This window comes from Acidimicrobiales bacterium, assembly GCA_041394185.1.
Taxonomy (GTDB): domain Bacteria; phylum Actinomycetota; class Acidimicrobiia; order Acidimicrobiales; family Poriferisodalaceae; genus JAAETH01.
This window is the reverse complement of record JAWKIQ010000002.1, coordinates 573,204-600,203: the sequence shown is the minus strand read 5'-3', so window position 1 is coordinate 600,203 and position 27,000 is coordinate 573,204. Positions and strand designations below refer to the sequence as shown.

General features: G+C 64.2%; 16 protein-coding genes. 11 read left to right on the top strand and 5 right to left on the bottom strand.

Annotation, left to right across the window (positions count from 1 at the left end; genetic code table 11):
- Complete coding sequence (locus R2770_10275; protein ID MEZ5280850.1) at positions 1–1,086, bottom strand: hypothetical protein; 1,086 nt, start codon at positions 1,084–1,086, stop codon at positions 1–3.
- Positions 1,087–1,356: 270 nt separating this feature from the next.
- On the opposite strand from R2770_10275, the gene R2770_10270 reads away from it, so the two are divergent.
- On the top strand, positions 1,357–1,956 hold the full coding sequence (locus R2770_10270) for a hypothetical protein (GenBank protein MEZ5280849.1): 600 nt from the start codon (positions 1,357–1,359) through the stop codon (positions 1,954–1,956).
- On the opposite strand, the gene R2770_10265 is transcribed toward R2770_10270, so the two are convergent.
- Complete coding sequence (locus R2770_10265; protein ID MEZ5280848.1) at positions 1,922–5,545, bottom strand: M36 family metallopeptidase; 3,624 nt, start codon at positions 5,543–5,545, stop codon at positions 1,922–1,924. The genes R2770_10270 and R2770_10265 overlap by 35 nt on opposite strands.
- A gap of 241 nt (positions 5,546–5,786) precedes the next feature.
- Here R2770_10265 and R2770_10260 point away from each other — a divergent pair, with 241 nt between their 5' ends.
- The 8 genes from R2770_10260 to R2770_10225 all read left to right on the top strand — a co-directional run bounded on the left by R2770_10260 (position 5,787) and on the right by R2770_10225 (position 20,216).
- Entirely contained in the window at positions 5,787–7,058 is a 1,272-nt protein-coding gene (locus R2770_10260; GenBank protein MEZ5280847.1) for a hypothetical protein, read from the top strand.
- Positions 7,055–8,386, top strand: coding sequence for a lipopolysaccharide biosynthesis protein (locus R2770_10255; protein MEZ5280846.1), 1,332 nt, complete (start codon positions 7,055–7,057; stop codon positions 8,384–8,386). Before R2770_10260 ends, R2770_10255 begins: the two co-directional genes overlap by 4 nt.
- Positions 8,387–8,516: 130 nt before the next feature.
- Positions 8,517–10,115 (top strand): hypothetical protein, encoded by a 1,599-nt coding sequence (locus tag R2770_10250; protein ID MEZ5280845.1) that lies wholly within the window; start codon positions 8,517–8,519, stop codon positions 10,113–10,115.
- 226 nt (positions 10,116–10,341) lie between these two features.
- Positions 10,342–15,255: a peroxidase family protein gene (locus R2770_10245; protein MEZ5280844.1), complete on the top strand. Its 4,914-nt coding sequence runs from the start codon at positions 10,342–10,344 to the stop codon at positions 15,253–15,255.
- Between the two features lie 135 nt (positions 15,256–15,390).
- Positions 15,391–16,536 carry a glycosyltransferase family 2 protein gene (locus R2770_10240; GenBank protein ID MEZ5280843.1) on the top strand — a complete coding sequence of 382 codons (1,146 nt, stop codon included), beginning with the start codon at positions 15,391–15,393 and terminating at the stop codon, positions 16,534–16,536.
- Positions 16,533–17,678, top strand: coding sequence for a glycosyltransferase family 4 protein (locus R2770_10235; protein ID MEZ5280842.1), 1,146 nt, complete (start codon positions 16,533–16,535; stop codon positions 17,676–17,678). The genes R2770_10240 and R2770_10235 overlap by 4 nt, the downstream gene beginning before the upstream one ends.
- On the top strand, positions 17,675–18,700 hold the full coding sequence (locus R2770_10230) for a Gfo/Idh/MocA family oxidoreductase (GenBank protein MEZ5280841.1): 1,026 nt from the start codon (positions 17,675–17,677) through the stop codon (positions 18,698–18,700). The genes R2770_10235 and R2770_10230 overlap by 4 nt, the downstream gene beginning before the upstream one ends.
- Complete coding sequence (locus R2770_10225) at positions 18,693–20,216, top strand: hypothetical protein (protein MEZ5280840.1); 1,524 nt, start codon at positions 18,693–18,695, stop codon at positions 20,214–20,216. Before R2770_10230 ends, R2770_10225 begins: the two co-directional genes overlap by 8 nt.
- Here the strand turns inward: R2770_10225 and R2770_10220 are convergent.
- Complete coding sequence (locus R2770_10220) at positions 20,208–20,921, bottom strand: hypothetical protein (protein ID MEZ5280839.1); 714 nt, start codon at positions 20,919–20,921, stop codon at positions 20,208–20,210. The genes R2770_10225 and R2770_10220 overlap by 9 nt on opposite strands.
- Positions 20,922–21,185: 264 nt before the next feature.
- On the opposite strand from R2770_10220, the gene R2770_10215 reads away from it, so the two are divergent.
- A complete protein-coding gene (locus tag R2770_10215) occupies positions 21,186–22,151 on the top strand; it encodes a hypothetical protein (GenBank protein MEZ5280838.1) in 966 nt (321 codons plus the stop codon).
- Here the strand turns inward: R2770_10215 and R2770_10210 are convergent.
- Entirely contained in the window at positions 22,116–22,511 is a 396-nt protein-coding gene (locus tag R2770_10210; GenBank protein MEZ5280837.1) for a GtrA family protein, read from the bottom strand. The two genes, R2770_10215 and R2770_10210, sit on opposite strands and share 36 nt — an antisense overlap.
- A gap of 91 nt (positions 22,512–22,602) precedes the next feature.
- On the opposite strand from R2770_10210, the gene R2770_10205 reads away from it, so the two are divergent.
- The gene (locus R2770_10205) at positions 22,603–23,358 is read left to right on the top strand and encodes an SDR family oxidoreductase (GenBank protein ID MEZ5280836.1); all 756 of its coding nucleotides are present in this window, start codon (positions 22,603–22,605) and stop codon (positions 23,356–23,358) included.
- Between the two features lie 26 nt (positions 23,359–23,384).
- Here R2770_10205 and dnaE read toward each other — a convergent pair whose 3' ends face one another.
- Positions 23,385–26,933, bottom strand: coding sequence for a DNA polymerase III subunit alpha (gene dnaE / locus R2770_10200; GenBank protein ID MEZ5280835.1), 3,549 nt, complete (start codon positions 26,931–26,933; stop codon positions 23,385–23,387).
- Between the last annotated feature and the right edge of the window lie 67 nt (positions 26,934–27,000).

Below are 27,000 nucleotides of genomic sequence, written 5' to 3'. Positions count from 1 at the left end.
TCAGTCGCGCTGGTTGTCGGTGAGGTCTCGGTACAGCTCGCAGAGGTCTACGTCGCCTGACAAGTCGGCGATCTCCTGCGCGGCCAGCACCGTCTGTTTGATTTGGCTCTTCCTCGCCTCCGTCGAACGAAGGCACTCGGCGACGGCTTCGGCGTGGGCGGCGATGTCTGGGTAACTCGGGAAGGTCGACCACTCGAGCGAGGGAATAGCTCGCACCAGAACGGGGATCTCGAGCGATGCGGCGTCGAAGATCGACAGGGGAACCCCGGCTTCCCAGGCTGCGGTGTGGACATATACGCCCGAGTCTGCGACCCACTCGAGAACCTCGGGTGGTGTGAGCCATCCGGTTATCTCGACCCCGGCATCCCTGAGGATGCTGTCGCTGAAGCCCAGATCGACGCCTCCGATCCAGCGGGCCGATATCTCGCGACCCATCAACTGCTGAACCCGGTCCCGGAGTTCCACGAAATAGCCAGGGTCCTTCTGGGAAGCGATCCGGCCGATCGTGGTGAGTTCGGCTCCGGGTTCGGCTGCGACCAAATCTGGCTCGCGGCGCCCGACCATGGGCAAGTTGACGACGCGCCGATAGCCCAACGAGTCGGCCGTCTGAGCTTCGCGGCCACCGTTTGCGATCAGCACGGCGGTCCGCTGCGCGCCTGCGCGCTCGATCAACTGGAAGACCGTTCGGGTGACTGTTCCGATGTCGACCCGCTCGAAGGCGAAGCAGTGGGGCGAATAGACCACAGGAGCCTTGCCGTTGACGATTCTCGACAGAAGGCCCGCCCAGCTGGAGTGTGCGTGGATCACCGCGTTGTCGGACCTCTTGAGTTCTGACCTGATCGTCCTGGCCATGGCGAGCCGGCCGTCGGTTTGGATAGCTCGCTCGAACAGTTCGGGGTCAGGTTTCCTCGAAACGCCGTCGCGTTCGACGTAGATGAGGGTGTGGTGTGAGTCGGGGCTCTGGCTTGCGATCCATTCGCACGCGTCGACGATTCCTCCGCCCCACGCCTCGGCAACGTGAATGACGGTTGCGCCGGTGCGGTCACCTGCGCGGTCCGTGTTTGCGCGCCGCCTTCCCTCTCCCACGGTGACTACGGTACGTGGTCTTGGTGTCCCAGGCAACCACTTTAAGTAGTTGCGACGAGAATCGTAGAGCGGCTGTGACGTCACGGCTGAACGACCACGAATGACCATACGAGGGTCGAGGCCCCACTCTTGGCGGTCACAGCGCCCGTCCCCTCAGTGGCCGCGAATATGGCGAATCTCTGATCGCCGGTGTCGACGAGAGAGTCGAGCGGTGCAACAGCTACCGCTCCGGACGCGGTTGGGGCGCTAGCGGCGGCGTCGAGGGCGAGTGTGACGTTCGAACCTGCTCGAATCTGGAAGGTCGCACCACTGGTGGCAGCCGTGATGAGCGCCGGGGCGTCCGGTATCGCGGGCTCGGTGGTTGTTGTTGTGCTCGTTGTCGGCGCCCCCTCGTTCTCGGTGGCGTTGTCTGGGGGCTCCGTGGTCGTGACCACCACCGAGGTCGATGTGTCCGAACCGCCGGCGGTAGTTGGCGTGGGCGACTCTGATGATGTCGATGTCGTCGACGTGATCGAGGTGGTCGAACCCGACGGGCCTTCGGTGGTGGTGGCCGCGGACTCCACTTCGCTGCGTTCCGGCCGTTGTGCCTCGGTTGCTTGTGGAGCAGGGGTGGTAACGACCTCTGCGTCGGAGGGCTGCTCGCTCGTCGGCGTCGTCGTATCGCGCGTCTCGGGCTGGGTGCTTGTCGGCTTTGGGGCAGTGACCGTCGCTGGCGTCTCGGTGGTTGGGGCGCCGTCTCCGGTTTCGACCGAGGTGCCCGATCGTGGTGCCAGCGCGAATGCGCCGACGACCACAGCAGCAACCGCTGCCATGCCACCGATTGCGACCTTGGGTCTCACGGCCAGGTTCCCTCGACGACCGTTGTGTTGAGGGCTGTGAGGGTTGTCGTCTCACAAGGTGGCGTGAACCCCGCCCAGCCCTCGAAGCAGACGATGTGGTCGCCCACCGGCAGGTCGGTCCAAAGACCCCAGGCATCGCGTGGGAGCCCGTCGACGTAGATGGTGCTCGGCTGTGGGGGAGCGGTGACTACCCGCAGATCTCCCAGCTGTTCGAATACGCCCTCGGTCGCCGTGACCTGACCGGCCACCACCTCGACCGTACGACAGTCGGGCGCGACGTAGAGATGGATGTCGCTGAAGCAGACGTCGTAGCTGCCCGGTGCCAGCTTCACCCAGTCGAGACCCCAGCGATCTGCTGGGTTTCCGTTGATGGATATCATCGACGGAAGTGCCGGCGAGGTTGTTGCTCGGAGAAGCCCGTGCCCTGCCGGCCCTGGTGACCCTGGTTGTGGTGTGAAAGAGCCGGTCACCGTCTCGAGCGCACCGGCAGACACTGTCACCTGCTGGCACGGCGGCGTCGCGTAGTCGGCGACTGCGCCGAAGCAAACCTCGTAGTTACCCGGATCGATGTCAATCCAAAGCCCCCAGTCGTCGGCCGGCTCACCGTCGATGGTGATGGTGGAAGGCACTGGTGGGCTTGTCTCGACGCGCAAGAAGCCTCGTTGGGAGAAGGTTCCGACGGCGGTGGTGGTGGTTCCGTCTTCGATGACCACCGTCTGGCAGGGTGGTGCCGTCCAATCGATCACGTCCGAGAAGCACAGCTCGTAGCTGCCTGGAGCTACGCGGAGCCAGTTCAGTCCCCAGCGGTTCATGCGCACGCCGTCGAGCGTGATCTGGGACGGAACCGGTGGGTCGGTGGTCACCCGCAACAAGCCGCCTTCGTGGATCTCGGTCTGTAGCTGAGCCGGTTGCGAGGTCGTCGCCGGAGTGCTGGCGGTGGCGGTTCCGCTCACGATCGCGCCGACCTCGTTTGCCAGGCGGACATCGTCTACCCACCACCCGGGTGCGCCTACGCTTGCGTCGGTACCTACCCTGAACCGGAACATGAGGTCGAATCCCTGATACGGGTCGAGCGAGAGTACCGACTCTTTCCAGCCGCCGCTGTCGCCGGTGAATGCAGGTCGTCCGCTAAGCGGGTTGGAAGTACTGAACAGGGACGTCGGGTAGCCCCCGGAGACGAACAGGTTCTGGGTCCCGACCCAGGTGGTGCCGCCGTCCTCGGAGATCTCGACCACACCTCCGTCGTACCGGTTCTCGAAGTCGTAGCGATGCCAGAACCGCAGAACAGTGCTCGTTCCCATCGTGATCGGCGATGTGGTCGTCATCTGCTGGTCGCTGGTCGTGATGCTGTCGATGGCGAAAGCCGAGTTGTTGGGGCTGTGCGAGTCGGTGGACACCGCTGACCATTGGTCGGGCCCTGCCGGGCTTGTTACGGCCCAAGAGGTAAGGCCCGACTCGAAGTCGTCGTCGAGCAGCACCTCGGTCGCCGCGGTGGTGACGCGAGCCAGGAACCGACAAGCTGCTGATCCGGCCGGGCCGACATCGCCGAGCTGTAGGTCGAGAGTCGTCCCCGACACGGCGGGGCAGGTGGCCGATCCGTCGACATACGACGCGTTGTGGAGGTCGAGGCTTGCTGACACTCCGGTCTGGATGCTGGCAGTGTTGTTCGATGCCGAAGCGGTGATCTCGATCACCTCACCGGCGGCCGCGATGGTCGGGCCGGTCAGGGTCAGGCTCAGGTCGGTGCAGTCGGGGGGGATGTCGAAGGCTTCTACCCCGTCCGTGTGACTGGCTGAACTTCCCTGGCTGGCGCTGTACCCGAGGCCGCGCTTTGCGAACGACTCCCAGATCAGGCACCGGTTCGTTCCACCGGTGAGTAGCTGGTCTGCGGTGATGATTGCATCGCGTGCATCGACGAAGCCGGGGTTGCACGGCTGGATCTTCATCGCGTCGATCACCAGCTGAAGTGCTGTCGTGTTGCCTCCGGCTCCGTTGATCAGATCTGGGTCGAACCCATCGCGATCGATCAGGGCCCAGGTCATCTCCCAGAGCATCGTGGCGAAGATCGAGCCGACCCCGTGCGGAGCGGTCGAGTTCGCTACGTCTCCGTAGGTGCGGGGGTCGACGAGCATGTTGGTCGAGTAGGGGTACGCGCGGATGCCCGCACCGGTGGGGGGTTGTCCGAGCAGGTAGGTGCCGATGCCCCTCGGGTCGGCACCGGTCTGGCCCGGCTGCATCGTGAGCATCAGACCGACGTAGTCGCTCCAGCCCTCGCCCGGCTGCTCTGCTTGCTGTAGGCACGAAACGTTCGAAGGTCCGCCCGTCAGGCGGTTGCTGAGTCCGTGGGCGTACTCGTGGACCACGACGCCGCTGTCGAAACTCGACGACCGATTTGGGGTCGCGTTGTTCCATACGAACATCTGCATGCGAGGTGACTGGCCGTCGGGTGGTGTGGCGAAGTTGGCGTTGTTCAGGGCCTCGCCGTCTAGCGCCTCGGCGCGGACCGGGTCTGAGCCGAGCCCCCCGTTTCCGTAGTTGTTCATCTGGAAGTTTCCGGCGGCTTCGTCGAACCCGAATGCGTACAGGACATCGTGTGCGATGTTGTTCCAGTAAAAGAGGTTGGTCACCGCCGCGTCGGCATTTGTCGAGGGGGCCTGGAGCGGGTCGAACGCGAAGTCGAAGTCGAGGGTGGCTCCACCGTCGGGCTGGCTGCCCGGGTCTGGGTTGTTGTCGAAGTCGGTGTCGGTGTAGGCCGTGACGTTGTTGCCTGATGTGAGGGTCGACTCGGCACCTGCCACGCCGTCGGTGTCGTGCCAGCCGAACGGAGAAGCGGTCGGGTCGGCCGGGTCGTTGACTATCGCTCTTGCTCCGAAGCTCGGTGCCTCGGTTGGTTGAGGGATGACGTTGTACGAATCGTGAGCGACGTAGCTGACGCGTCCCAGTTCGTCGCCGCTGTCTGCGTCGATGTTGATCTGCCACCAGCCTTCGTTGCCGATCGCCTCGATGGTCAAGTTCCAAGCGAGCGCAAGCGTGCCGTCTGCGGTGGGTATCAGTCTCAGTTCCGCAGGGATCTCGGAACGTGAGACCCCTCCGTCGCTGAGCCGCGTCGACATGCTGTCCCCTGCGGCCGATGCCCTCAGCATGAACGGCGCGCTCGGAGAAAGGCCCAACGCGTTTGCGGCTGCAGCGGCCGCGCCGGCGGGAAGTGTCTTTGGCCTGATCCGGGGAGCGGCCTTTGCGAGGTCGGGCTTGAAATTGATGTTGTGGTCGACGACCTCGCCGGTTCGGTCGATGGTGAAGTTGGCTGTTGCGCCTTCGACGACGATGCCGCGATACCGCTGCTGCAGGTAGACGTGGATGGCCGAAGTGTGGTCCGACTCGACCACATCGGTGACCACTACATCGTCGAGGTCGCCGGGGAGCAGGCCATGGTCTGTACGGACCTGCTCGAGCAGATCGATCGCCACCTTCGCCGGGTCGAAGCCTGCCGGGGCCCGGGGCGCAACCGGCACGGGGCGCTGGTTGGGCTGGACGCCGGCCGCAGCGGGAGTGATCGGAGCTTGCTGGAGGGACAGCCCGATCATGGCCATGCAGATGAGTGACAGCTTCAGTGCACGCATGCAAGGCCCTTCCCTCTGTTTGTGCTGATACAGTCAGTGCGAAGCTATGTCATGGCCACGCGGAGTGGCAAATAAACCGCGGGGGCAGCGGGAACCCGAGACATATTTGGCTCAACCCCTGGATTCCCGTCACTCTTTATGCTCAACTCTGACGTGTGAGTGGTACAAATCTCACTCTGCGTGATCGCAGGGCACGGCTGCGAGGAGCGCGTTCGGTGGAGGTCGGGCAGGTGGGTCTCTCGTGATCTCAGTTCTCTGGTTTCTCGTGCTCGCCTTTCCCAAGGCGGGCTTCTACCTGGGTGCGGTGCCCGTCACATTCGCGTCGTTGGTCGTTATGGGCTACGCCGCATACCACTTCCTTTACCCGGGATATCCGCCCAAACGATTGGCCGACTCACGCCGATTCAACCGGATCCATCTGATCCTGGTCTGGGTCTTGCTTCTCGGCCTGCTGGTCCGATTCGAAGAGATGTCGGCCACCGACCTGGCCGCGTGGTTGCTGTTCGCGGCGAGCCCGCTCGCGTATCACGCCGGACTTCGCGTGCGCAGGCCGAGGGTTGCGGTGGCCGCCGTCTTGATCGCAATGATTGCGGTGGGCTGCTACGGGGTCGCTCAGAATCTCTTGGGCGTCGAGGAGACTGCGGTGCCGGGGCTGACCCACGTCCTCGGCGAGGATCTTCTGGCCGACAACCCGATCACCACGCGGTCGGGGTCGATCAAGAGCCCGTCGACATTTCACAACGGCAACCTCGCGGCGGCCATGTTGCTGACGGGTCTGACGGCAGTCGGCTATGCGTGGGTGAAGGGTGCAGGTATCCGGCACTCGAAGCTGTTGGTAGCCGGCGCGGCTGTGGCAGCCATCGCCGGTATCGGCGTCTCGCTGTCGCGTTCGGCTGCCTTCGGTGCGTTGGTCGCGCTCGCCATCTGTATGTGGCCATCGATGCGACCTCGCTCTCTCAGCAGCCGCGTCGGAAACATCCTTCTCGGCTTCAGCGTGTCGGTCGGCGGCGCTGCCGCTCTGTATTTGGCGACCGGGTGGGGATCGTTTCTGGTCGACCGCTTCGTCGGCGACACCTTGGGCGACCCGACTGCGTCGGGCCGAACTCAGGGATGGAGTTTTCTGGTCGATCACCTGACCAACGGATCGCCGGCAGAGGTGGTTGGGCGACTCGTCTTCGGCGACTGGACTGTCGACGCAGTGGCCGAGCGCGTCGAAGGGGTGGCCACCGTCATCGCCAACTTCGGCCTTCCGGCGCTGCTTGCCTTTGTTGCGCTCGCCGCCTTGCCGATGCGCCAGATTCGCGAGCGTGCCGGTCGCGAAGGCACGCTGCTGTTGTTCGGACTCATCGCAGCGTCAGCGTCCTGGTTGGTCGACAACACCTTCCTGTTCCCTCCCACCTTGATGAACTGGTTCTTGCTCGCGGGACTGGCCGTGCAGCTCAGCTCCGGCGATAGCGCGTCGGCTGGTGCGATCCAACATCACAGCGATCGCAGACTGGTAGGCGTGTCGTGACCCGCAAGCTGGCGAATCTCGGTGGACACGCCTCTGCCCTGTTGAGCATCGGTGCGCGCGGTGCCGGGTCGGTGCTGCAGCTACTGGCGACGATCCTGATCGGCAACTCGGCCGGGGCAGCGGCCGTGGCTTTGTACATCACGATGCTCACCTGGTACCGCCTTGCCGAGATCGTCCTGAACCTCGGTGTCGCGCCGCAGGCCCTGCGGGACGGAAGCCGGCTCAGCGAGAACACCTCGGCCTTCTGGTTCTTGGCGCGGGTCTCGAAGGCAACGACACCGTTGGCTCTGGCCGTCACCGTCGCAGGCATCGGCTGGGGCCTCGGTGTGTGGGCGCTCGGCGCTGGCGAAGTCGCGGCGGTCGGAGTGTGTGGCGCCGTCGGTGGTGTGTCGATGGCAAAGTCGAAGCTGGCCATCGAGTTGCTGAAGGCCCGCGGTCGCGGGATCATCGCCCTGCTGTTCGAATTCTCGGTGGTACCTGCGCTGACGATCGCTCTGGTCGCAGGGGCGCCCGGAGTCTGGTCGGGAGCCACCGGTCTGACCTGGATCGTTGCGTTCGCCGTCGCCGCGGTTCTGTCGATGGTGTCGTCCCATCTGACACTCTGGGCCTTGGAGCGGGGCCGCAACCACGGGCGAGAGGTTCGATACTCGGGGCTCAGCAGCGAATCGAAGCGGTTCCTCTCTGCGGGTGCGCTGGGTATCGCTCTGTGGGTAACCCCCACACTTCTCGTGCCGATCATGGTCAGCGGCGAGGACGCCGGCCGCTTCGCTGTGTGCTTCCGTCTGGCAGCTGTCGCAGAACTCATCCTCGGTGGTCTCGCTGCGGTGTTCGCACCCCGCTTCGCCCGCTACTGGGGTGAGGGGGACACACGGCACCTGGCCAAGAGCTTCGCCCTCTCGCGAGCTGTTGCGGCGGCCGTGTTCGTCCCCTTCGTGTTGGTCGTAGCCGTGTTCGGCACGGAGGTCCTGTCCGTCTTCGGGGACGAGTTTGCGTCGGCCCGCCCTGTGCTGTTGATAGCGGTGTGCGGCCATCTCGTGAACGCCCTGACCGGTCTGGCGTCGGAGCTGTTGTTGATGACGGGCGCCGAGCGCGAGGAGCTAGCGACGTCCGCGATCGCCTGGGCGTACATGCTGGTGGCTCTCGTGCCCGCGACGGTTGTGTTCGGTATCGGTGGTGCCGCCTTCGTCTATGCCTCGAGCCTTTCCATCAGGACGCTCCTCGCATACAGCCGTGCCACTCGCAAGATGAGGGCGCGAGTAATCCCGGTGCCGGGCGGGCGCACATCTCGACCTGCCTCGGACGCAAATGTCACCGAGGCGTTCCGATGATGCTCTCGTGGCTCGGCCCCCGCTTCCTTAGCTTTCGATCGATCTCGCCGATGGAGCGAGGGGAATCGAGATCGGATTCTCCAGTGCTGTCTCGTGCCACGCGACATGCCGGTTCAACAGTTGGTGCAGCATGACCCAGTTCGAATCAATACACGGAACGGAAGATCCCGCGCTCAGGCGGATCGTTTTGGCGTTGAGGCGGGCTCTGCCGTTGCTTCTCGTCTTCACGTCGCTCAGTGCTGCGGCGGGCTACCTCCTGGTTTCGGGCAGCACCGAGATGTACTCGTCGGAGAGCGTCATCGAGCTGACCGACCAGGTCGCCATCGGCGTCACGTCGACCGGTCAACGTCGAGGCGACGCAGTGGTGGAGATCGAAGCGCAGCGCCGCCTCATCGAGAGCTCGTCGTTCGCTGAAAGCCTTGCTTCTCGGCTTGGGGCCGAAGCCGGAGATGTCGCGATCTCGGTTACCAACCCCGAGGACTCACCTGTTCTCGTCATCGGCATCGAAGCCGACGAGCCCGAGCTGGCCGAGCGCGGGGCCGACGAGTTCGTGGATCTGTACGTCGAGCAGAGGATCCAGAACGAATTCGACCGACTCGAAGACGAGCTGGTTCCCCTTCGATCCCAAAGAGAAGAGCAATCGGCTCTGGTCGACTCTCTCGTCGATGACCTTCAGGATCTTCGACTCACCGGCAACCAGGACGAGATCTCGGTTCTCGAGAATCGCGTGGCCAGTGCCCTCGATCGACTCGACGACTACAACGTCGCGATCCAAGAGCGCGAGTTCTTCCAGCAAACGATCGAGGGCAACGTCAGAGTGGTCGAGCCGGCAAGTCCGGCGGTCAAGTCTTCCTCGTCATCGGTGGTGAGAGCCGTCCAGTTCGGCCTTATCGCATTGCTGCTGGGCATCGGGGCGACCGTTCTCGTCTCGCGTATCCGCGGCCGGGTATTGCTGCTGGACGAGGTCAGGGCCATCGCCGGGCCGGACGTGCCGGTGTTGGCGACCGTTCCCAAGTTCGGGCGACGGTTCCGCAAGGGAAGGGCGTCGTTGGTCGTCGCGTCGCGGGCAGCCCGGCGAGAGGCCGAGGCGTTCAGATATGTACGAAGTGCGCTCGAAGTTGCCGCGGGTGGTGTTGTGCCGCGCAGCATCGTGTTCACCAGCGCCAGGCCCAACGAAGGCAAAACAGTCACCGCCGCAAACCTCGCGCTCGCATCGGCGCGGGGCGGCCAAGACACGGCGCTGCTCGATGGCGACATCTTGAACTCGAGTGTCGAGCGAGTCTTCGAGCTGAAGGGAATGCACAGCGCCTTCCCGTCCCTGATAGACGAGGTCGTCGACCCCGCCGACCACGACTGGCACACGGTCGGAATTGCCGATACGAAGCTGTCGGTGCTTGCGACCCAGGCCTACCGGCAGCCCGGCGTGCGAACAGAACTGACCTACGAGACTGCTCTGCGCGTATTCAACCGGCTGAAGAAGACCTGGGACATCGTCGTCGTTGATGCACCGCCGGTGCTCGCAGTCAGTGACGCCTTGAGCCTCGCTCGCGCCGGCGACCTGACCGTGCTGGTCGTGAAGCTCGGGGCCACCAGGCGTCGCGATGTGGAGACCGCAGTGACCCAGCTCCGTCAAGGCGATGTGAACCTCGCCGGCGTCGTGGTGACACATGTGCGCCAGTCCGACGACGCTTATTACGGCGGCGGCTACAACTACGGCGGCATGGTCTGAGCGCTGCGCTCGCCATTCCAGCGCTCTGAGTGGTCATTTAGCCTAAAGATTCCGCATCTTTAGATTTTTCTTAGGAATTGTTTGCCTCCTTTGTGTGTTCGCGACTACGTTCCGTGGCAATGCGGGGTGGATGGCCTCCTGCAATGACACACAGGGGACTGTTGTGGCGAAACAAAGGAAGAGTCCTCCGGGGGGCACACGCTCCCGGCGGGGACGGATGGGACTGGTGGCCCTTCTTGTGGTCGCCATGCTTGCAGCGCTGGCGCCGGTAACGCCGTCCAGCGTTGGGGCAGCTGAAGGGGACGGCCTGTTCCCCTGGCAGATCGAGGATTATCAGCCCGATGGTTTGGTTGGCGCCGGTTTCGACCTGACCATCGCCGACCTGACTTTCATCCTCGACCAGATCAAGATTGCCGAGGCGCACATGGGGCCCGGGTTCAACCCGGCCGACCCGTGTGCGAATCTCATCGGCCCCGGGCCAGACCAGATTCCGGTTGGCAACGAAGCATTGCCGCTGGGCCTGCGAACGGTCAGCGGTATCTGCAACAACCTGCTGCCCGGGCAGGAGGCCTTCGGTGCTACCGACGAGCCCTTCATCCGTCTGGCTACCCCGAGCTATCGGGATGCTGAGGATGGTTCGCTCTGCGGAATGGCTCCGGGTCTCACCAGCTACGCCGACTTCGGCTCAACGGTCTGCGACCCGCAGCCCCGTATTGCGTCGAACCTGATCGTCGATCAGACGCCGGCCAACCCAGCAGCAGTTGCGGCGAACACCGGTGGCGGAGCGGTTAGCGCGGACGGGTCGTTGTTCATCGACAACACCGCCCCCGACGCAGGCCTCTCGGCCCCGACCAACTCGCTGTTCACGTTCTTCGGCCAGTTCTTCGACCACGGCCTCGACCTGACCACCAAGAGCGGTGCAACCGTTCTGGTTCCCCTCGAGACCGACGACGAGCTGTTCGGCGTCAGCCCGATGAACTTCATGATGCTCAGCCGCGCCATCAACACCGATGGCTCGGAGCCGGTCAACCTGACCTCGCCGTTCGTCGACCAGAACCAGACCTACACCTCGCATCCGGGGCAGCAGATCTTCCACCGCGAGTGGACTGCTGCGACGGTCGACCCCGACGGTGCTGGTCCCAAGGGCATTGGTGACCCGGTCGACACCGGCCGCCTGCTGGTTGGTCTCTTCGACGGTGAGGAAGACGGAGTTGCCCTCACGAACCAGGAAGGTCTTGCCACCTGGGCCGACATCAAGGCCAACGCGAACTACCTCGGGTTCGAACTCAACGATCGCGATGTTCACGACGTTCCGATGATGATCGCCGACCTGTACGGCAACTACATCCCGGGTGCCAACGGCTACCCGCAGATGGTGTTCGTCGGCCTCGACGGCTTGCCCGGCACCCTCGACGATGTTGTCGTCGAAGGTAACCCGGCTGCTCTGGTTCCCTCTGCGGGTACTGCTGCAACCGGTCCGGCCGTGACCATCGGTCACCCGTGGCTCGCCGACATCGCCCACAGCGCCAATCCCGGCCCTGGCGACGTCGCCGACGGTGACACCATCATCAACCCGGGCCCTCCGGTCGCTGGTGAATACGACGACGAATTGCTCGATGCCCACTTCGTGTGCGGCGACGGGCGATGCAACGAGAACATCGCTCTCAGCGCTGTTCACCACGTGTTCCACAGCGAGCACAACCGCATCGTCGATCAGGTCCAGAACACCCTGACGCTCGAAGCAAGCCCGGCGTTCCTCGCCGAGTGGCAGTTGAGCGACGGCTCGTGGAACGGTGCTCGTCTTTTCCAGGCGGCCAAGTTCGCAACCGAGATGCAGTATCAGCACCTCGCGTTCGAGGAGTTCGCACGCACCGTTCAGCCGAACGTCAACGTGTTCGCCGGCTACGAGACCAGCATCGACTCCCGAATCACTGCAGAGTTCGCCCATGCGGCTTACCGATTCGGCCACTCGATGCTCGGTGACGAGGTCACGAGGTTCGATACCTTCACCGGCAACGAGCACTCGCTCGGCCTGATTCCGGCGTTCTTGAACCCGCCTGAGTTCTTCTCGGGTGAGGGCGCCAACGGCAACAAGACACCGGCGGCTGCGGCCGGCGGCATTCTGGCAGGTGCTGTAGTCCAGCCGAGCCAGGAGATCGACGAGTTCGTCGTCGAGGCCTTGCGGAACAACCTCGTAGGTCTTCCGCTCGACCTTCCGACGATGAACATGACGCGAGCTCGCGATGCGGGTATCCCCCGCCTCAACGAGATGCGTGCGGCGATCTTCGCCATCACCAACAGCGACCCGATCTTTGCTCCGTACGCCAACTGGTGGGAGTTCGGTCAGGCGCTCAAGACTCCAGAGTCACTGGTGAACTTCATCGCCGCATACGGCGATGACTCGGCCCACGGTGGTGTGCTCAACGCCGCCACCAACAACGCCGACCGTCGTGCCGCTGCTGCGGTGCTGGCTACCAACAATGCCTTCATCTTCGATGACGCCGCCACCACTGGTGTCGACGACATCGACCTGTGGGTTGGTGGTCTGGCGGAGTCCCGCGAGGACTTCGGCGGTCTGCTCGGCTCGACGCTCAACTACATCTTCGAGACCCAGATGGAGGACCTGCAGAACGGCGACCGGTTCTACTACCTGTCGCGCACCGCAGGCATCCCGCTGCTGGCCACTCTCGAGGGCAACTCGTTTGCCGAGATGATCGAGCGCAACACCACCGCTGTGAAGCTTGCTGCTGTGGCCTTCATCAAGCCGACTCACATCATCGACGTCGAGGTCGTCAGCCCCACCGCTGGCTCTGGCCTGTTCGATGATCCGTCCACCACACCAGACGAGTCTGCCGGCGAGCCGACCAGCCTGGTTCTGTTGCCGAGTGGCCAGATCCGTTACACCGGCGCCGAGCATGTGCTCTTCAGTGGTCGTTTGACCCTGGATGACAACATCTATTCCGGCGATGGCGACGACACGATTCGTGGCCACGGAGGTAACGACCGACTCGAGGGTGGAGCCGGTAACGACTCCATCATCGGCGGCGAAGGCGACGACATCCTCACCGACACCTTCGGTGATGACACCATCAAGGGTGGTCCGGGCAACGACGCCATCAATGGCGCCCGTGGCCTCGACCTTCTCCAGGGCAACGCAGGCAAGGACTTCATTGTCATCGGCAACGATGCCGCCGAAGCCCTCGCAGGCGAGCAGGATGACTTGATCATCGGCGGCGCCGATGCCGACATCATCGTCGGTGACGGCGGCGACGACTGGATGGAAGGCCGCGGCGGTATCGACTTCATGCAGGGTGACCTCGGTCAGCCTCTCGAGATCCCGCTCGGTTTCGATGGTCACGACGTCATGAACGGCGGAAGCGGCGACGATGCGTACGTCGGCGAGGGTGGAGACGACATCTTCATCTCGAGCCCGGGTACGAACATCTACGACGGCCTCGCCGGTTATGACTGGCAGACCCAGTACGGCACTGCTACCGGTGCCAATATCGACCTGAACAGGCTCGATGTTCTGGGCGTGCCCGTCGATCCGCTGGCCCCCCGCTACGACCTCGTCGAAGCGGCATCGGGTTGGACCGGAGACGATGTCATCCGAGGAACCGGGGTGCTCAACGCAGCCGTTGTTGGAGCCAATGTCTTCAACAACGACCTCGATGCAGCAGGCCTGGCACGCATCACCAACCTGGCGAATCTGGCTCCGGCCGGGCTCGTCGGCGACGTTGGTGGAAATGTCGGCAACATCCTTCTGGGTGGCCCGGGCAGCGACACCCTCGAGGGTCGCGGCCTCAACGACATCATCGACGGCGATGCGTATCTCGTGGTCCAGCTCGAGGTTGGCGGAGTTCGCTACGACTCGCTCCTCGAGCTCCAGGCTGACGTCTTTGCCGGCGTGATCAACCCGGGCGACATCAACATCGTCCGTGAGATCGTCTGGGCCCCCGCCGACAGCGGAATCGACACCGCTGAGTTCGACGGTGCCCTCGCCGACTACGACATCACCTACAACGCGGATGGTTCGATCACCGTCTTCCATGCCCGTAACACCGGCCCCGGCCTGTGCGCCGACCCGGCATCGGACTGCGACGACGGTCTCGACACCCTGTACAACATCGAGATGTTGGCCTTCAGCAACACCACCATTCCGGTGGATGCTGCCAACTGCAACTCGTGCTTGCTGCGTGTCACCACCAACGACGGCCTGGGCAATGGCGTCCAGTCGCAGATCGTTGTCGATGGCACCCCGCGTGACCGTTGGGGTCTCAACTGGATGGAGGTCAGCCAGGGCATGCACGAGGTGTGCTTCACCGACGTTGTCGGGTTCATCACCCCCGCTTGCCAGATGGTCGATGTCCAGCCTGGTTCGGCCTCTGCCGTCGAGGGTGTGTTCACGCAGCAGGGAATCCTGCGGGTGATCACCGACGACGGTCTGGGCAACGGCGTTCAGTCGACGATCACCATCGACACCACCGTCAACGGTGTTGCCGACGGTCTGCCGTCAAATGACTGGGGCGTCTGGCGCTCGGTCGATCCGACCATGACCTACGAGGTCTGCTTCGGTCCCGTTGCAGGGTTCGATGCACCCGCATGTCAGGTCGTCGGGCCGATCGCCGGCGGAACCCAGCAGACGGTGACCGGTGTGTTCACAGCCAACGCAGCTGCACCTGCTCCTGGCCCGCACGGCTTGCTCCGTGTCAGGACCGAGGCTGGTGTTGGCGGCGGAGGCGTCCAGAGCATGATCTCGATCGATGGCAACGATGCCAACGAGTGGGGTCTTGACTGGGTGAAGATGCCGGCTGGTACCTACACCGTCTGCTTCAGCGATGTTCCGAACTTCTCCACTGCACCGTGCCAGACCGTCGACGTGCTCGACGGCCAGGTGACCGAGGTAGTGGGCACGTTCGGGGTGCGCGGCTTCCTCCGGGTTGTGACGGATGTGCCGCACCCGTCGACCATCCTGGTCAACGGCGTCGCCATGAACGCCTGGGGCTCCTGGACCGATGTCGATCCTGGCATCTACGAGGTGTGCTTCCGTGAAGCCGATGCCTTCGCTCCGGCGTGCAGCACGCCGCAGCTGGTCTCGGCTGGCGGACCGCTGGTCCTGGTGACCGGCACCTGGCCCTGATTGACAGGCTAGCCATACCCATCTAGAGGGTCCCCGCCCGCTCTTTCGAGAGCGGGCGGGGATTCTCGCGTTCGGCCACGATCGGTTTCGCCGTTTCATCGCCGGTCGACAGGACAATGGTTACAGGAGTATCCGTTGTCCGACGCGCCAGGCCGACCGTCCATAACCGTCATTCTCCCCTGTCTCGACGAGCAAGGGGCGGTAGAACGCGTCGTGCGAGAGGCGTTGGCCGGTCTCGCTGCCAGTGGTAGGCAGGGCGAGGTTCTGGTGGTCGACAACGGCTCATCGGACCATTCCGCCGACCTGGCCCTGAGGGCCGGGGCGCGAGTGGTCCATGAGCCGGTCAAGGGCTATGGGGCGGCGCTGCGGCGCGGAATCGCCGAGGCCCGTGGCGACATTGCAGTAATGGCCGACGCCGACATGACCTACGACCTGGGTCGCCTAGGTGAGCTGGTCGCGAAGGTCGATGCCGGGGCAGACCTGGTGCTCGCCAGCCGCCTCGTTGGTGCAACAGGCGAAACAATGCCGGCTCTGCACCGCCTGGTCGGGACGCCAGTGTTGAGCTTTCTGGTGCGCCGCTTGTCCGGAGGCATGGCGGTCAGCGACAGCCAGTCCGGCTACCGGGCGTTCGATCTGGAGAAGGTCAGGGGGCTACGCCTCGTGACCTCGGGGATGGAGTTCGCCTCCGAGATGTTGGTGCGAGCCGCGGCCGAAGGCCTGCGGGTTGAGGAGGTTGCCATCCCGTATCGGGCTCGTGTTGGTGAGTCCAAGCTCAACACCTTCGACGACGGCTTTCGTCACCTCAAGCTGGTGGCCCTGCTCGGACCGCAGACTGTGCTGTTGTGGCCATCGGTCCTGATGGGCATCGTTGGGGCGGTGCTGACGGTCGCTTCGCTGGTGTCGCCGGCTGGAATCCAGGTTGGCGGCGGCCGCTGGCAACCCGTCTTCTTTGCGCCGATCCTGCTCGTGCTGGCAACCATGTTGGGCGTCGCTTACCAGGTCGTGTCGGCCTTCGATCCGCTCAGGCCGGCGAGAACACCGTCCGAACACTCTCGTTCGAGGCTGCGCCTCGTGCGAGTTGGGTTCGTTCTCGCTTCGATGGGAGTCTCGGTCGACGTCGGGCTGTTCTTCCGCTGGTCGATGGCGGGCGAACAATGGGACAGGGCGCTCGCCCTGGCCGGACTTGCCCAGGCGCTGATCTTGTCTGGGGCGACGGTGATGGCCAGTGCGTTCATCTACTGGCTCGTGCATCGCCAGAGCGAATACGGGACTCGCCGATGACTCGCCGCGAAACCTCGGATCGCCTGGAGGTGCTGGCCTTCTGCGATTACTTCGGAGGCTCGAGCGGCGGCATCGAGATCGCCACGCGCAACATCTACAACAGGCTCGCCGACCGGTTCGACCTGACCGTGGTCAGCGGGACCAGGGCTGACACCTTCGAGGGTCTCCGTGTCGTTGCCTCGACCCCCATCGACCTTTCCGGTCTGTTGGGAGCACAGGTGTCGTTCGCTCCCGGGCTGGTCTTCAGGGCGTGGAGCCAGCTGCGACGCAACCGTCCAGCGGTGGTCCACGTCTCGGGCCTTCACTTCTTCGGCTCGGTCGTGGGGGCGACCATGGCCCGCACGATGGCGATTCCCTTCGTACTGTCGATGCATCTGGGTGATCCGGCGGCCGGCGGTGGGCTCGTCGGCAGAGCAGCAACCTTGTACGAGCGGCTCGTCGGCCGTTGGATGGTCCGCCATGCAGCAGCCGTGATCGCAGTGTCGGAGTCGGTAGCCCAGCATGCCCGGCGGCTCGGAGCGCGGGCCGATCGTACCCATGTGGTGCTGAACGGGGTCGACCCGGTCCTGTTCGCGCCCGGCCGCGACGTCGGCTCGCACAACGGCACTGCACGGGCGCCTCGGATTGCGGTGATCGGTCGGGTGATAGGCAACAAGGGCGCCATCGAGACGGCGCTGGCCTTGAGTAAGTCAGAGGCGGAGTTCTCGGCTGTATTCGTCGGCGACGGGCCCGACACCGACGAGTTGCGACGGATCGTGGCCGGAGATCCTCGCTTCGAGTTGCTCGGTCATCGAGACGGCGTTGAGCAGATTCTCGCGAGCACCGACATCTTCGTCAGGTACTCGACCACCGAGGGTCGTTCGCTCGCAGTGCTGGAGGCGATGTCGGCTGGGTGCGCGGTGGTTCTGTCCGACATTCCTGCCAACTCCGAGATTGTCACCGACGGCCAGGATGGTGTCCTCGTGCCGCTCGGGAACGTCATGGCTCTGCGAGGCCAGATCGAGGAACTCGTCCTCGATCCAGATCGGGTCAAGCGGCTCGGTGCAGCTGCGCGACAACGAGTTCTGACTCATGGGTGGGATGTGTGTGCCGACGGCGTGGCCTCAGTGCTGCGCTCGGCGGGTCGACGGGAGCCGGGATGACCAAGCTTCGCGCTGTCCTGGTAGGAGCCGGGTGGGTCGCTCGGGCTCGATACCTGCCTGCCTTGAGATCGCTTCCCGGTGTCGAGCTGGTCGGTGTGTGCGAGCACACCCCCGGTGCGATCCGAAGTGAACTCCCTGAGAGCATCATCGTGTCTTCCAGCCTCGACGCGGTACTAGAGCTGCGACCAGATGTCGTCTTCGTCTGCACGCCTCCCTGGCTTCATCACGACCACTCGATAGCGGCGCTCGCTGCTGGAGCGGACGTGTTGTGCGAGAAGCCGATGGCGATGACCTCGGCCGAGGCGCGATCGATGTACGCAAGCAGCCGCGAGCACGGCGGCGCCCTGTGTGTCTCGCACAACTTCTTGTGGTCGGTGGCGATGGGCCAGGCGAGGCGTCGTCTCGACCACAGCGATGGTCTCCAGTACCTCACCGCAACTCAGCTCAGTAGCTCCAAACGCCGACTTCCCAGCTGGCACAGAGAGCTTGCCGGAGGACTCATCTTCGATGAGCTTCCCCACATGATCTATGTGATGTCGGACCTGGCAGGCACGGCACCCGCTGTCGTGGATGTGAGGGCCCACCGCCGCGACGGTGAGGTTGTTGGTTGCGACGTGATGTTCGACTTCGGCCAAACGCCCGGCTCGTTGGCAGTGGTGCTCGACGCGCCGATTTCTGAATGGCACGTATCTGCGGTGTGTGCCAACGATGTCGTCGACATCGACCTCTTTCGCGACACGATGGTTGCCACAGGCTCAGACGGCTCACACAAGGCACTCGACGTTCTGGGTCTGTCGGCAAGAGTCACCGCTAGACATCTCTTGGGCTTTTCGGCTGCGGGACTTCGCTCTGCACTCGGGCGACAGTTCTGGGGGCACGACCGGCTGATCGCCCAGTTCTGCTCCTTCGTCGTGGCGCGGCGCGCTGGTGATCTCACCGCTCTCCCGCCCGTCTCAGAGAGTCGGGCGCTGCAGGTCGTCGATTGCGTCGAGACGATCGTCGAGGCGCTGGCACATGACTGATACAGCGCCCTTCGCCTTCTCGTCGCGTCGGTCACAACGGGTCGCGTTTGCAGCCGCCGCGGGCACGGTCGCCATCTTTCGGCTCGTCGTGCTGTTGACGGGTGGGGCTCCGGCCACCATCGACGCGGGCAACTGGATCGCATTCGGACAAGCCCTGGTGGCGGACTCGTCGAGATCTGGCGAGCTTGTGTACCCCCCGCTGGTGCCTTTGCTGACCTATGGGGCAACCACGGCGCTCGGGTTCCAGACGGGTGTTGCTGTGACCGGGGCGTTGTCTTCGGTGATGCCCGGCGCAGGCGTCTTCTGGGCGCTCGGGCGCTGTCAGATCGGGCGAGTCAGGCTGGTTGCCTCGATTCTGATGCTGGGAGTTGGTTCTGTGGGCGAGGCAGCCGCTTGGGGTGGGTTCCCTCAGCTCATAGGGTTCGGCCTGTTGCCAGTGGCGGTGGTGGCTGTGGACCGCTGGCTTTCCAAGCCTTCCGTGAGGGCGGTCATCGTTCCCTCGTGCCTCGTCTTCGCGGTGTTCGCCACGTCACACTTCGTTGCACTGATCCTCGTGGTGGCACTGCCGGTGGTCCTGGCGAGGCACCTCTTGCTTGCGGGTACAGCTCTGAAGCCTCGGCTGGCGTTGATGGCCAAAGCGGCCCTGCTGGTGGTGCCGCTGTTGTTGCTGGCTTCGACCTACTGGAAGCTCGCGGGGGCAGCCTTCGGCGATGACAACGCGTTCGCAGAACTGGACGACTTGACGTGGGGCAATGTGCTCGACCGCCTCGAGCACGTATACGCGGAATGGCCATTGTTGTGGCGCCTGCTGGTGCCTTTGTCGGCTATCACGCCGTTCGTGAAGTGGGCCCCGAAGCATGGAGCGGCGGTGCGGCTCGTGCGGGTTCTCTGGTTCGCCCTGATCGTGGTCTCGGCCGTCACCAGGGAGAGTCGCTACCTCTACCTGGTGCCGCTGATCGCTCTCGTGGCCAGCTCGATCTGGCTCGAGGAACTGGAAGCCCGTACCTACGGCATGAGCCGCCGAACACGGGGTGTTGTGGTCGCTGCGGTTGGTATTTGTGCGGTGTGGCAGATGACCGCGGGCATCGGCCTGTTCGACGACCAGAGGTATTTCTATGGCCCGCTGACCCGCGACCTGACCGCGGCGATCGAAACTGCCGGCGACGCTACGACCGACGGGCGGCGCATAGCGGTCCCTTCGCTGGACGGCACACCCGTTGGGTGGTGGGTCGAGGCGCTCGGTGAGAGCGAAGCGCTCTATGGCTCGTCGCTGCGGTGGCTGGTGTTCCCCGACGAGATCGAGCGTGCGACGGCGGCGAACCGGGTATTCCGGCCCGACTTTCCTGCCAGCGATTCCTTGGGCCTGCTGCGAGAGGCCGACGTCGAAACGATTGTGCTGCCGCGCACCTGGCGGTGGTTCGACTACGACGCGGTGACCCGATGGGCCTACGAGAACGAACTCGAGACCTTGCTTGTAAACGCCGATGCCGTGGTGCTCAGGGTGGGGTTAGGCTGATCGATTGCGGCGAACCATCAAGGCCACGCCTCCGAGCGTGGCGCAGATGGCTACAGCTGCGATTGCCACGATGGCACCGTCGCCGGAACTGGAGCCCGAGTCAGAAGCCGCCGCGTCGGCGTTGGTGTCGTCTGGCTCATCGGCGTCCTCGTCGACGGTGGACGAGTCGCCCGGTGACCCCGCCTCCGATGACGGACTCGATTCTGAATCGTTCGTCGTGGACGGTTCGCTCGTGTCGCTGCCCGATGCCTCGCCTTGTTCCGAGCCTGCTCCGGCGTCCGTCGTGTCTCCGGTTGTCTCGGAGGTCGCAGCGGTTGTCGGGGTGGTGGTTGCGGGAGGCTGGGTGGTGTCGGCGACCGGGTCTGGTCCGATATCTGTGTCGGGCAGGTTCACGCGCACCGATAGAACGAGCGACCCGCCATCGGGAGTGGCGCCGGACATCACAGCTATGTACAAGTCCTGGGTGAGATCCACAGGAAGGGTGAACTGGAATGCCGCGCGGCCCGTCTCGTCCGCATCGGCCGTGCCCTGGGCAATGATCTCGCCGGTGCCGGTACTGGTCATCTCGACCTCTACAGGGGCCAGAGGTTCGAACCCGACGCCTTCGACCTCTGCGTCGCTTCCGTCGATCGTGATCGCCAACTGGCCCTGCTCGTTCGACTGGTAGGTCTCGGCCCGGGCTTGGGGGGCAACGATGGCACCCATCAAGGTGAGGGTCACCGCGGCTACAACCGTCCACAGCCCCAAAACGCCCCACCGATTGACTCTTGTGCCGCGCCTTGTCATTTTTGAGGGTCCTGTCTGGCCGTTGAACGTGACCGATTGCGATCCTTCCAGACCCCAGTCGGATCGTTCGGTGCAGATTTGAGAGTAGCGCCACGCGCGGTGGTAATTAGCGCGGTCTGCGTGATAATTTTGCAGGGCGATCTTGGTGGCGGCCTCCAGGCGCGAAGACCCGAAGGCGAACAGATGTCCTCAACCCGTCGAGTTATCGACACAGAATCCCAATCCGGCGGGCCGGGGCGCGTCCGCATTGGCACATGGTTCCTGGCCGCCTTGGCCATAGGAATTGCCCTCACTTGGGTCAACCCCACGCCATCTGCAGGCGTCTACGACACTGGCGGCGGCGGCGGGGGAGTCGTCGGCGACGGCTACTGGATGCTGTCGGCGTCCGGCAAGGTCTACAACTTCGGTGCGGCCGGTGATTTCGGCGACTTCGCCGACAACGTCGGGGGATCCATCCCGTCGCCCGCCGTCGATCTCGCGGCTGTACCCGACGGCTCCGGCTATTACATCCTCGACACGGCAGGCAGGGTCTATGCATTCGGATCGGCCGTGGCGAGGGGCTCGGCTGTGGGACGACTCGATGTGGGCGAGACTGCGGCTGCCATCTCGGTTACGCCAACGGGCAGCGGATACTGGGTGTTCTCCGACCGCGGCCGGGTCATCCCCTTCGGCGATGCACGACACCTGGGCGACCTCGTAGGCCTCGATCTGGCCGGGCCCATCGTCAGCAGCGTGGCAACCGCTTCTGGCAACGGCTACTACATGCTCGGTTCCGATGGGGGAGTGTTCGGGTTCGGCGATGCCGAGTTCCGGGGCTCGATACCCCAGGTGTTGCCTGGGGTCACGCTCGACTGCGAGGTCGTCGGCCTCGTGCCTACTCCGACGAATCGTGGCTACTGGCTCGTCGGTTGTGATGGCGGCGTGTTCGCGTTCGGCGACGCAGGCTTTGTGGGGTCGATCCCCGCCGTGCTCCCGGGTGTGACCCTCGACCAGCCGATCAACGGCATGGTGGCCTACGGGAACGGCTATCTGATGACCGCATGGGACGGTGGCGTGTTCAACTTCGCAACCGACAAGGACTTCCTCGGCAGCCTCGGCGGCACCAAACTCGACTCACCGATCGTCGGAGTCGTGCCTCTCCCGAGCTGATACGAGTTTGTCTGTGTAGATCATCCGATCGAGAACAAGGAATCGGGCGATCCAAACCATGCCGAACCCCGCCAGGTTTGCGGCGTTGATCCACAGCCCATCGCCCAGAGTTGCGGCGGCGAGGGCCACGGTTACCGTCGAGACGGCCAACCCGGCCACGGACAGTGCCGAGAACGCGGCAACCTCGACGCGCATCCGGGGGCGCCCCAATCCGGGCCAAACCAGCGCCCGGTTGGCCACAAAGACGAGGACCGTGTTACCCACTGTCGAAAGCAGGTTCGCAACGGTCGGTCTGACCCCGAGCACCGAGTGGATCCAATAGAGCAGCGCCTGACCCGTAATGACCGAACCGGCAGACACGACGGCGAATCTGACTAGTCGTTCACGCCTCGCGGTCGGCCTTGCCATTTGCTCGAACCTACCCCACGGCTGAATCTGGGATACTCAAACAGTGGATCTGGACGGACGGGTCGCCTTGGTCACCGGCGGCGCACACCGCGTAGGCAGGGCTATTGCCATCGAGCTCGCGAGAGCGGGCGCATCGGTCGCGATCGGCTACCACAACTCGGCCGAAGCGGCTTCGCAAACCGTGGCCGATCTGAGGGCAATGGGGGTGGCGGCCAAAGCTCTTGGTGCCGATCTCGGAGATCCGAAGCAGGCCGAAATGCTGGTTTCGCAAGCCGAGACCGAGTTTGGTGCCGTCGACGTGTTGGTCAACAGCGCGTCGGCGTTTGCTCGAGACACCTTTCCGACCAACGACCACAGTGGTTGGTATTCGACGTTTGATGTCGTCCTGCACGCCGCCTATCACTGCTCCAATGCGGCCGCTGTCGGGATGTTGCAACGGGGGCGCGGCGCGATCATCAACATCGTCGATCTCTCCGCTTGGCAGCCATGGCCGGGCCGAATGGCGCACAGTGTCGCCAAGGCAGCATCGTTGGCCTTGACCAGACAGCTGGCGGTCGAGTTGGCCCCCGCGGTTCGGGCCAACGCCGTTGCGCTGGGCCCGACAATCGCGCCCTCCAAGTTCGGGCCCGAGCAAATCGAGTTGCTTCGCGACCGGACCTTGCTGGGCCGCTGGGGAGGCGGTGAAGAGGCGGGACGTGCAGTTAGATATCTGGCCGAGGCCGACGCAGTCACCGGTGAGTGTCTGACCGTCGACGGCGGCGAGCAGTATGGGCATGTCCGCCAGCGATTCTTGGATTGAGCCCAGGCCCTGCAGGCTCAGCCGCCTCAGAAGATGATGGCGTCGGCCCCCAGCAGGGCCCTCAACTCGCCCGCCAAACCCTGGCTTGCGTCCACGCGGAACTCGTCTGGTAGCCGCACAACCTGGTGATCGAGATGGATCATCACCTCGCTGTCGCCCGGGTGGCGGGCAAGGGTTTCGCGCAGATCCACGACCAACTGGTCGGACACCGAGTTGGCGTTGAGGCGCAGCTTCACCGGCACCGAGTCTTCCTCGTAGGCCTCGATGACCTCGATGGAGTTCGCCACGAAGTTGACCTCTTCGTCGCGGTGCTGCGCCCGGCCCGAGACGAGGATGATGGCGTCGTCTTCGAGCTTGTGCCCGTGCTCTTGCATGGTTCGAGGAAACACCATGACCTCGATCGAGGCCTCGAGGTCTTCGAGGTTGAAGACCGCCATGAGGTCGCCGTTGCGGGTGTACTTGCGCTGCAAACCCGTGACGACACCGCCCAGGCTGACGAACGGATCACGCCCGCCATCGTTTGGCCCCGTCGAGATGGTGCTTCGCTCGGACAGGCCGGCGATGGTGGTGTCGGCGCGACGCTTGAGCATTCCCACTGCACCCATCAGCGGGTGAGACGAGACGTAGAGGCCCAGCATCTCCTTCTCGAGCTTGAGCTTCGAGCGAGAGTCGAACTCGAGATCGGGGATGGCGGTGCGTTCGTCGAAACCCGAGTCGAGGTCGCCGCCCATGTCTCCGAACAGCGTCTGGATTCCCATGTCGCGCTCTTTGCGCCTGGCTGTGACCTGATCGATGACCTGCTCGTGGACTGCCAGGAGGCCTTGGCGGGGATGCCCCATCGAATCGAAGGCGCCGGCCTTGATGAGCGATTCGACGCTGCGCTTGCTGAGGGCGTTCAGCGGAACTCGCTCGCAGAAGTCGTAGAAATCGGCGTAGGGGCCCGCGGCGAGGCGTTCCTCGACGATGGGTGCGACGACTCCTTCGCCGACATTACGCACGGCGGACAGGCCGAAGGTGATCTCGCCATTCCTCGACCCGAAGTCGACCTCGGACTGGTTGACGTCGGGGACGTTGACCTTGATTCCGAGCTGACGGCAGTCGTTCAAGAAGACGGCCGCCTTGTCGAGGTTGGTCTTGGCGCTGGTGAGCAACGCCGCCATGTACTCGACCGGGTAGTTGGCCTTCAGGTATGCCGTCTGGTAGCTGATGAGCCCGTAGCCGAAGGCGTGACTCTTGTTGAAGGCATAGTCGGCGAACGGCTCGATGATGTCGAACAGATCGGTTCCGAGCTGCGGGTCGTAGCCACTGGCCGCGGTGCCCTCGACGAACTGCACCCGATGCTGCGCGATGAGCTCGCGCTTCTTCTTGCCACAAGCCTTGCGGAGGTTGTCGGCCTCTTCGAGTGAGTAGCCGGCGATGCGTTGGGCAACACGCATCATCGACTCCTGGTAGATCATCAGACCGTAGGTCTCGCCCAGGATCTCTTTCAGGTCGTCGTGGAGGAACTCGACCGGTTTGCGACCGTTCTTGCGGTCGGCGTAGTCGTAGTGCATGTTGGCGGCCATCGGCCCCGGGCGGTACAGGGCGACCAGGGCTGCGACGTCGTCGAACTCGGTCGGCGCAAGGGCGCGCATGAGGGCGCGCATCGGTGCCGATTCGAGCTGGAACACACCGACCGTTTCGCCTCGGCGCATCAGCTCGTAGGTGCGGTCGTCGTCGAGAGGTACGTGGTCGATATCGACCCGCACACCGTGCACCTTCTCGATGAGCCGTAGGGCGTCGTCGATGATCGAGAGGTTGCGCAGGCCCAAGAAGTCCATCTTCAACAGGCCGAGCGACTCGACGCCGTTCATCTCGAACTGGGTGACGACCGGGGCTTCGTCGGGGTCTTGCCCCGACGCCGGCTTGCGCTGGATGGGCAGGTATTCGGTGAGGGGGTTGCGGGTGATGACCACGGCTGCGGCGTGGATCGAGTCGCCGCGTCGCAGGCCCTCGAGGCCTCTGGCCACGTCGACGACCTTCTGGACGTCGACGTCGGTCTCGTACATCTGACGCAGCTCGCCGGCCGCCTTGAAACCATCGGAGAACTTCGGGTGCTCTTCGAAGCAGGCGTACAGCGGGGTGTCGCGGCCCATGACTATGGGGGGCATGGCCTTGGCGACCTTGTCGCCGACCGAGTACGGGTATCCGAGCACGCGGGCGGCGTCGCGGACCGCGGCTCGGGCCTTGATCGAACTGAACGTGATGATCTGGGCGGTGTGCTCGCGCCCGTAGCGCTCGGCGGTGTAGCGGATCATCTCGTCACGGCGACGATCGTCGAAGTCCATGTCGATGTCTGGCATCGAGATACGGCCCGGGTTCAAGAACCTCTCGAAGAGCAGGTCGTACTTGATCGGATCGAGGTCGGTGATCCAAAGCGTGTAGGCGACCGCGCACCCAGCCGCCGAACCACGCCCGGGCCCGACGCGGATGCCGTGGTCGCGTGCGTACTTGATGAGGTCCCAGGTGATCAGGAAGTACGCCGAGAAACCCATGTCGGAGATGACCCGAAGCTCGTACGCGAGCCGTTCGACGATCTCGTCGGAGAGATTCGGGCCCCAGCGCTTCTTGGCCCCCTCGAAGGTGAGGTGACGGAGGTACTCGTCGTCGTTGGCGAAGCCCTCGGGGATGGGGAAGTTGGGCAGTTCTGGCTTGCCGAACTCGATGGTGACGTCGGCTCGTTCGGCGATCCAGAGCGAGTTGTCGCAGCTCTCGGGCAGCTCGTCGAACAGTTGGCGCATCTCGTAGGCGCTCTTCAGATAGTGCTGATCGCCGTGGAACTTGAACCGATCGGGGTCGCTCATCAGCGACTGGGTCTGCACGCACAACAACGCATCGTGGGCGACGGCGTCTTCCTGCGTTGTGTAGTGGAGATCGTTGGTGGCCAGCAGGGGAGCCTTGATGCGCTTGGCGATCTCGAGCAGCTGGGGGTTGCAGCGCTTTTGTTCGGGGATCTCGTGGTCTTGTAACTCAACGAACAGGTTGTCTCGGCCGAAAATGTCCTGAAGTCGGGCTGCGTTGCGCAAGGCCTGTTTGAAGTTGCCCTTCAGCAACTCTTGCTGAACGACCGATCCGAGACATCCGGTGGTGGCGATGAGGCCCTCGCTGTGGCGCTGGAAGAGCTCCCAGTCCATGCGGGGCTTGTAGTAGTACCCCTCGAGGTACGCCAGGCTCGACAGCTTGAGCAGGTTGCGATATCCAGCGTCGGTTTCGGCCAGCAACGTGAGGTGGTAGTAGAGCTTGTGGCCGTCGTCGGTGTCGCCGCCCGAGTCGTCGAGCTTGCGGCCACGGCGGCGCGGACGCTCGTGCCGCGACTCGCCGGCCATGTAGGCCTCGGTGCCGATGATGGGCTTGATTCCCTGGTCGTTGCACGCCTTGTAGAAGTCGAGAACGCCGTACATGTTGCCGTGGTCGGTGATGCCCAGTGCCGGCTGACCGTCAGCGACGGCCGCGGCGACAGCGTCGGGGACGCGCGCGGCCCCATCGAGCATCGAGAACTCGGTGTGGGTGTGAAGATGGACGAACGAGTCGGCCACCGGGCCCCCTGTTCTGGTGTCGGGCGGAAAGGTGTATCGCGTACGCGAACCGAACCCCTAGGCTCTC

Excerpts from the sequence above, each read along its gene's own strand:
- R2770_10265 (MEZ5280848.1), bottom strand. The coding sequence starts at position 5,545 with ATGCGTGCACTGAAGCTGTCACTCATCTGCATGGCCATGATCGGGCTG.
- R2770_10225 (MEZ5280840.1), top strand. The coding sequence starts at position 18,693 with ATGACTGATACAGCGCCCTTCGCCTTCTCGTCGCGTCGGTCACAACGG.
- R2770_10215 (MEZ5280838.1), top strand. The coding sequence starts at position 21,186 with ATGTCCTCAACCCGTCGAGTTATCGACACAGAATCCCAATCCGGCGGG.
- R2770_10220 (MEZ5280839.1), bottom strand. The coding sequence starts at position 20,921 with ATGGGTGCCATCGTTGCCCCCCAAGCCCGGGCCGAGACCTACCAGTCG.
- R2770_10250 (MEZ5280845.1), top strand. The coding sequence starts at position 8,517 with ATGACCCAGTTCGAATCAATACACGGAACGGAAGATCCCGCGCTCAGG.
- R2770_10235 (MEZ5280842.1), top strand. The coding sequence starts at position 16,533 with ATGACTCGCCGCGAAACCTCGGATCGCCTGGAGGTGCTGGCCTTCTGC.
- R2770_10230 (MEZ5280841.1), top strand. The coding sequence starts at position 17,675 with ATGACCAAGCTTCGCGCTGTCCTGGTAGGAGCCGGGTGGGTCGCTCGG.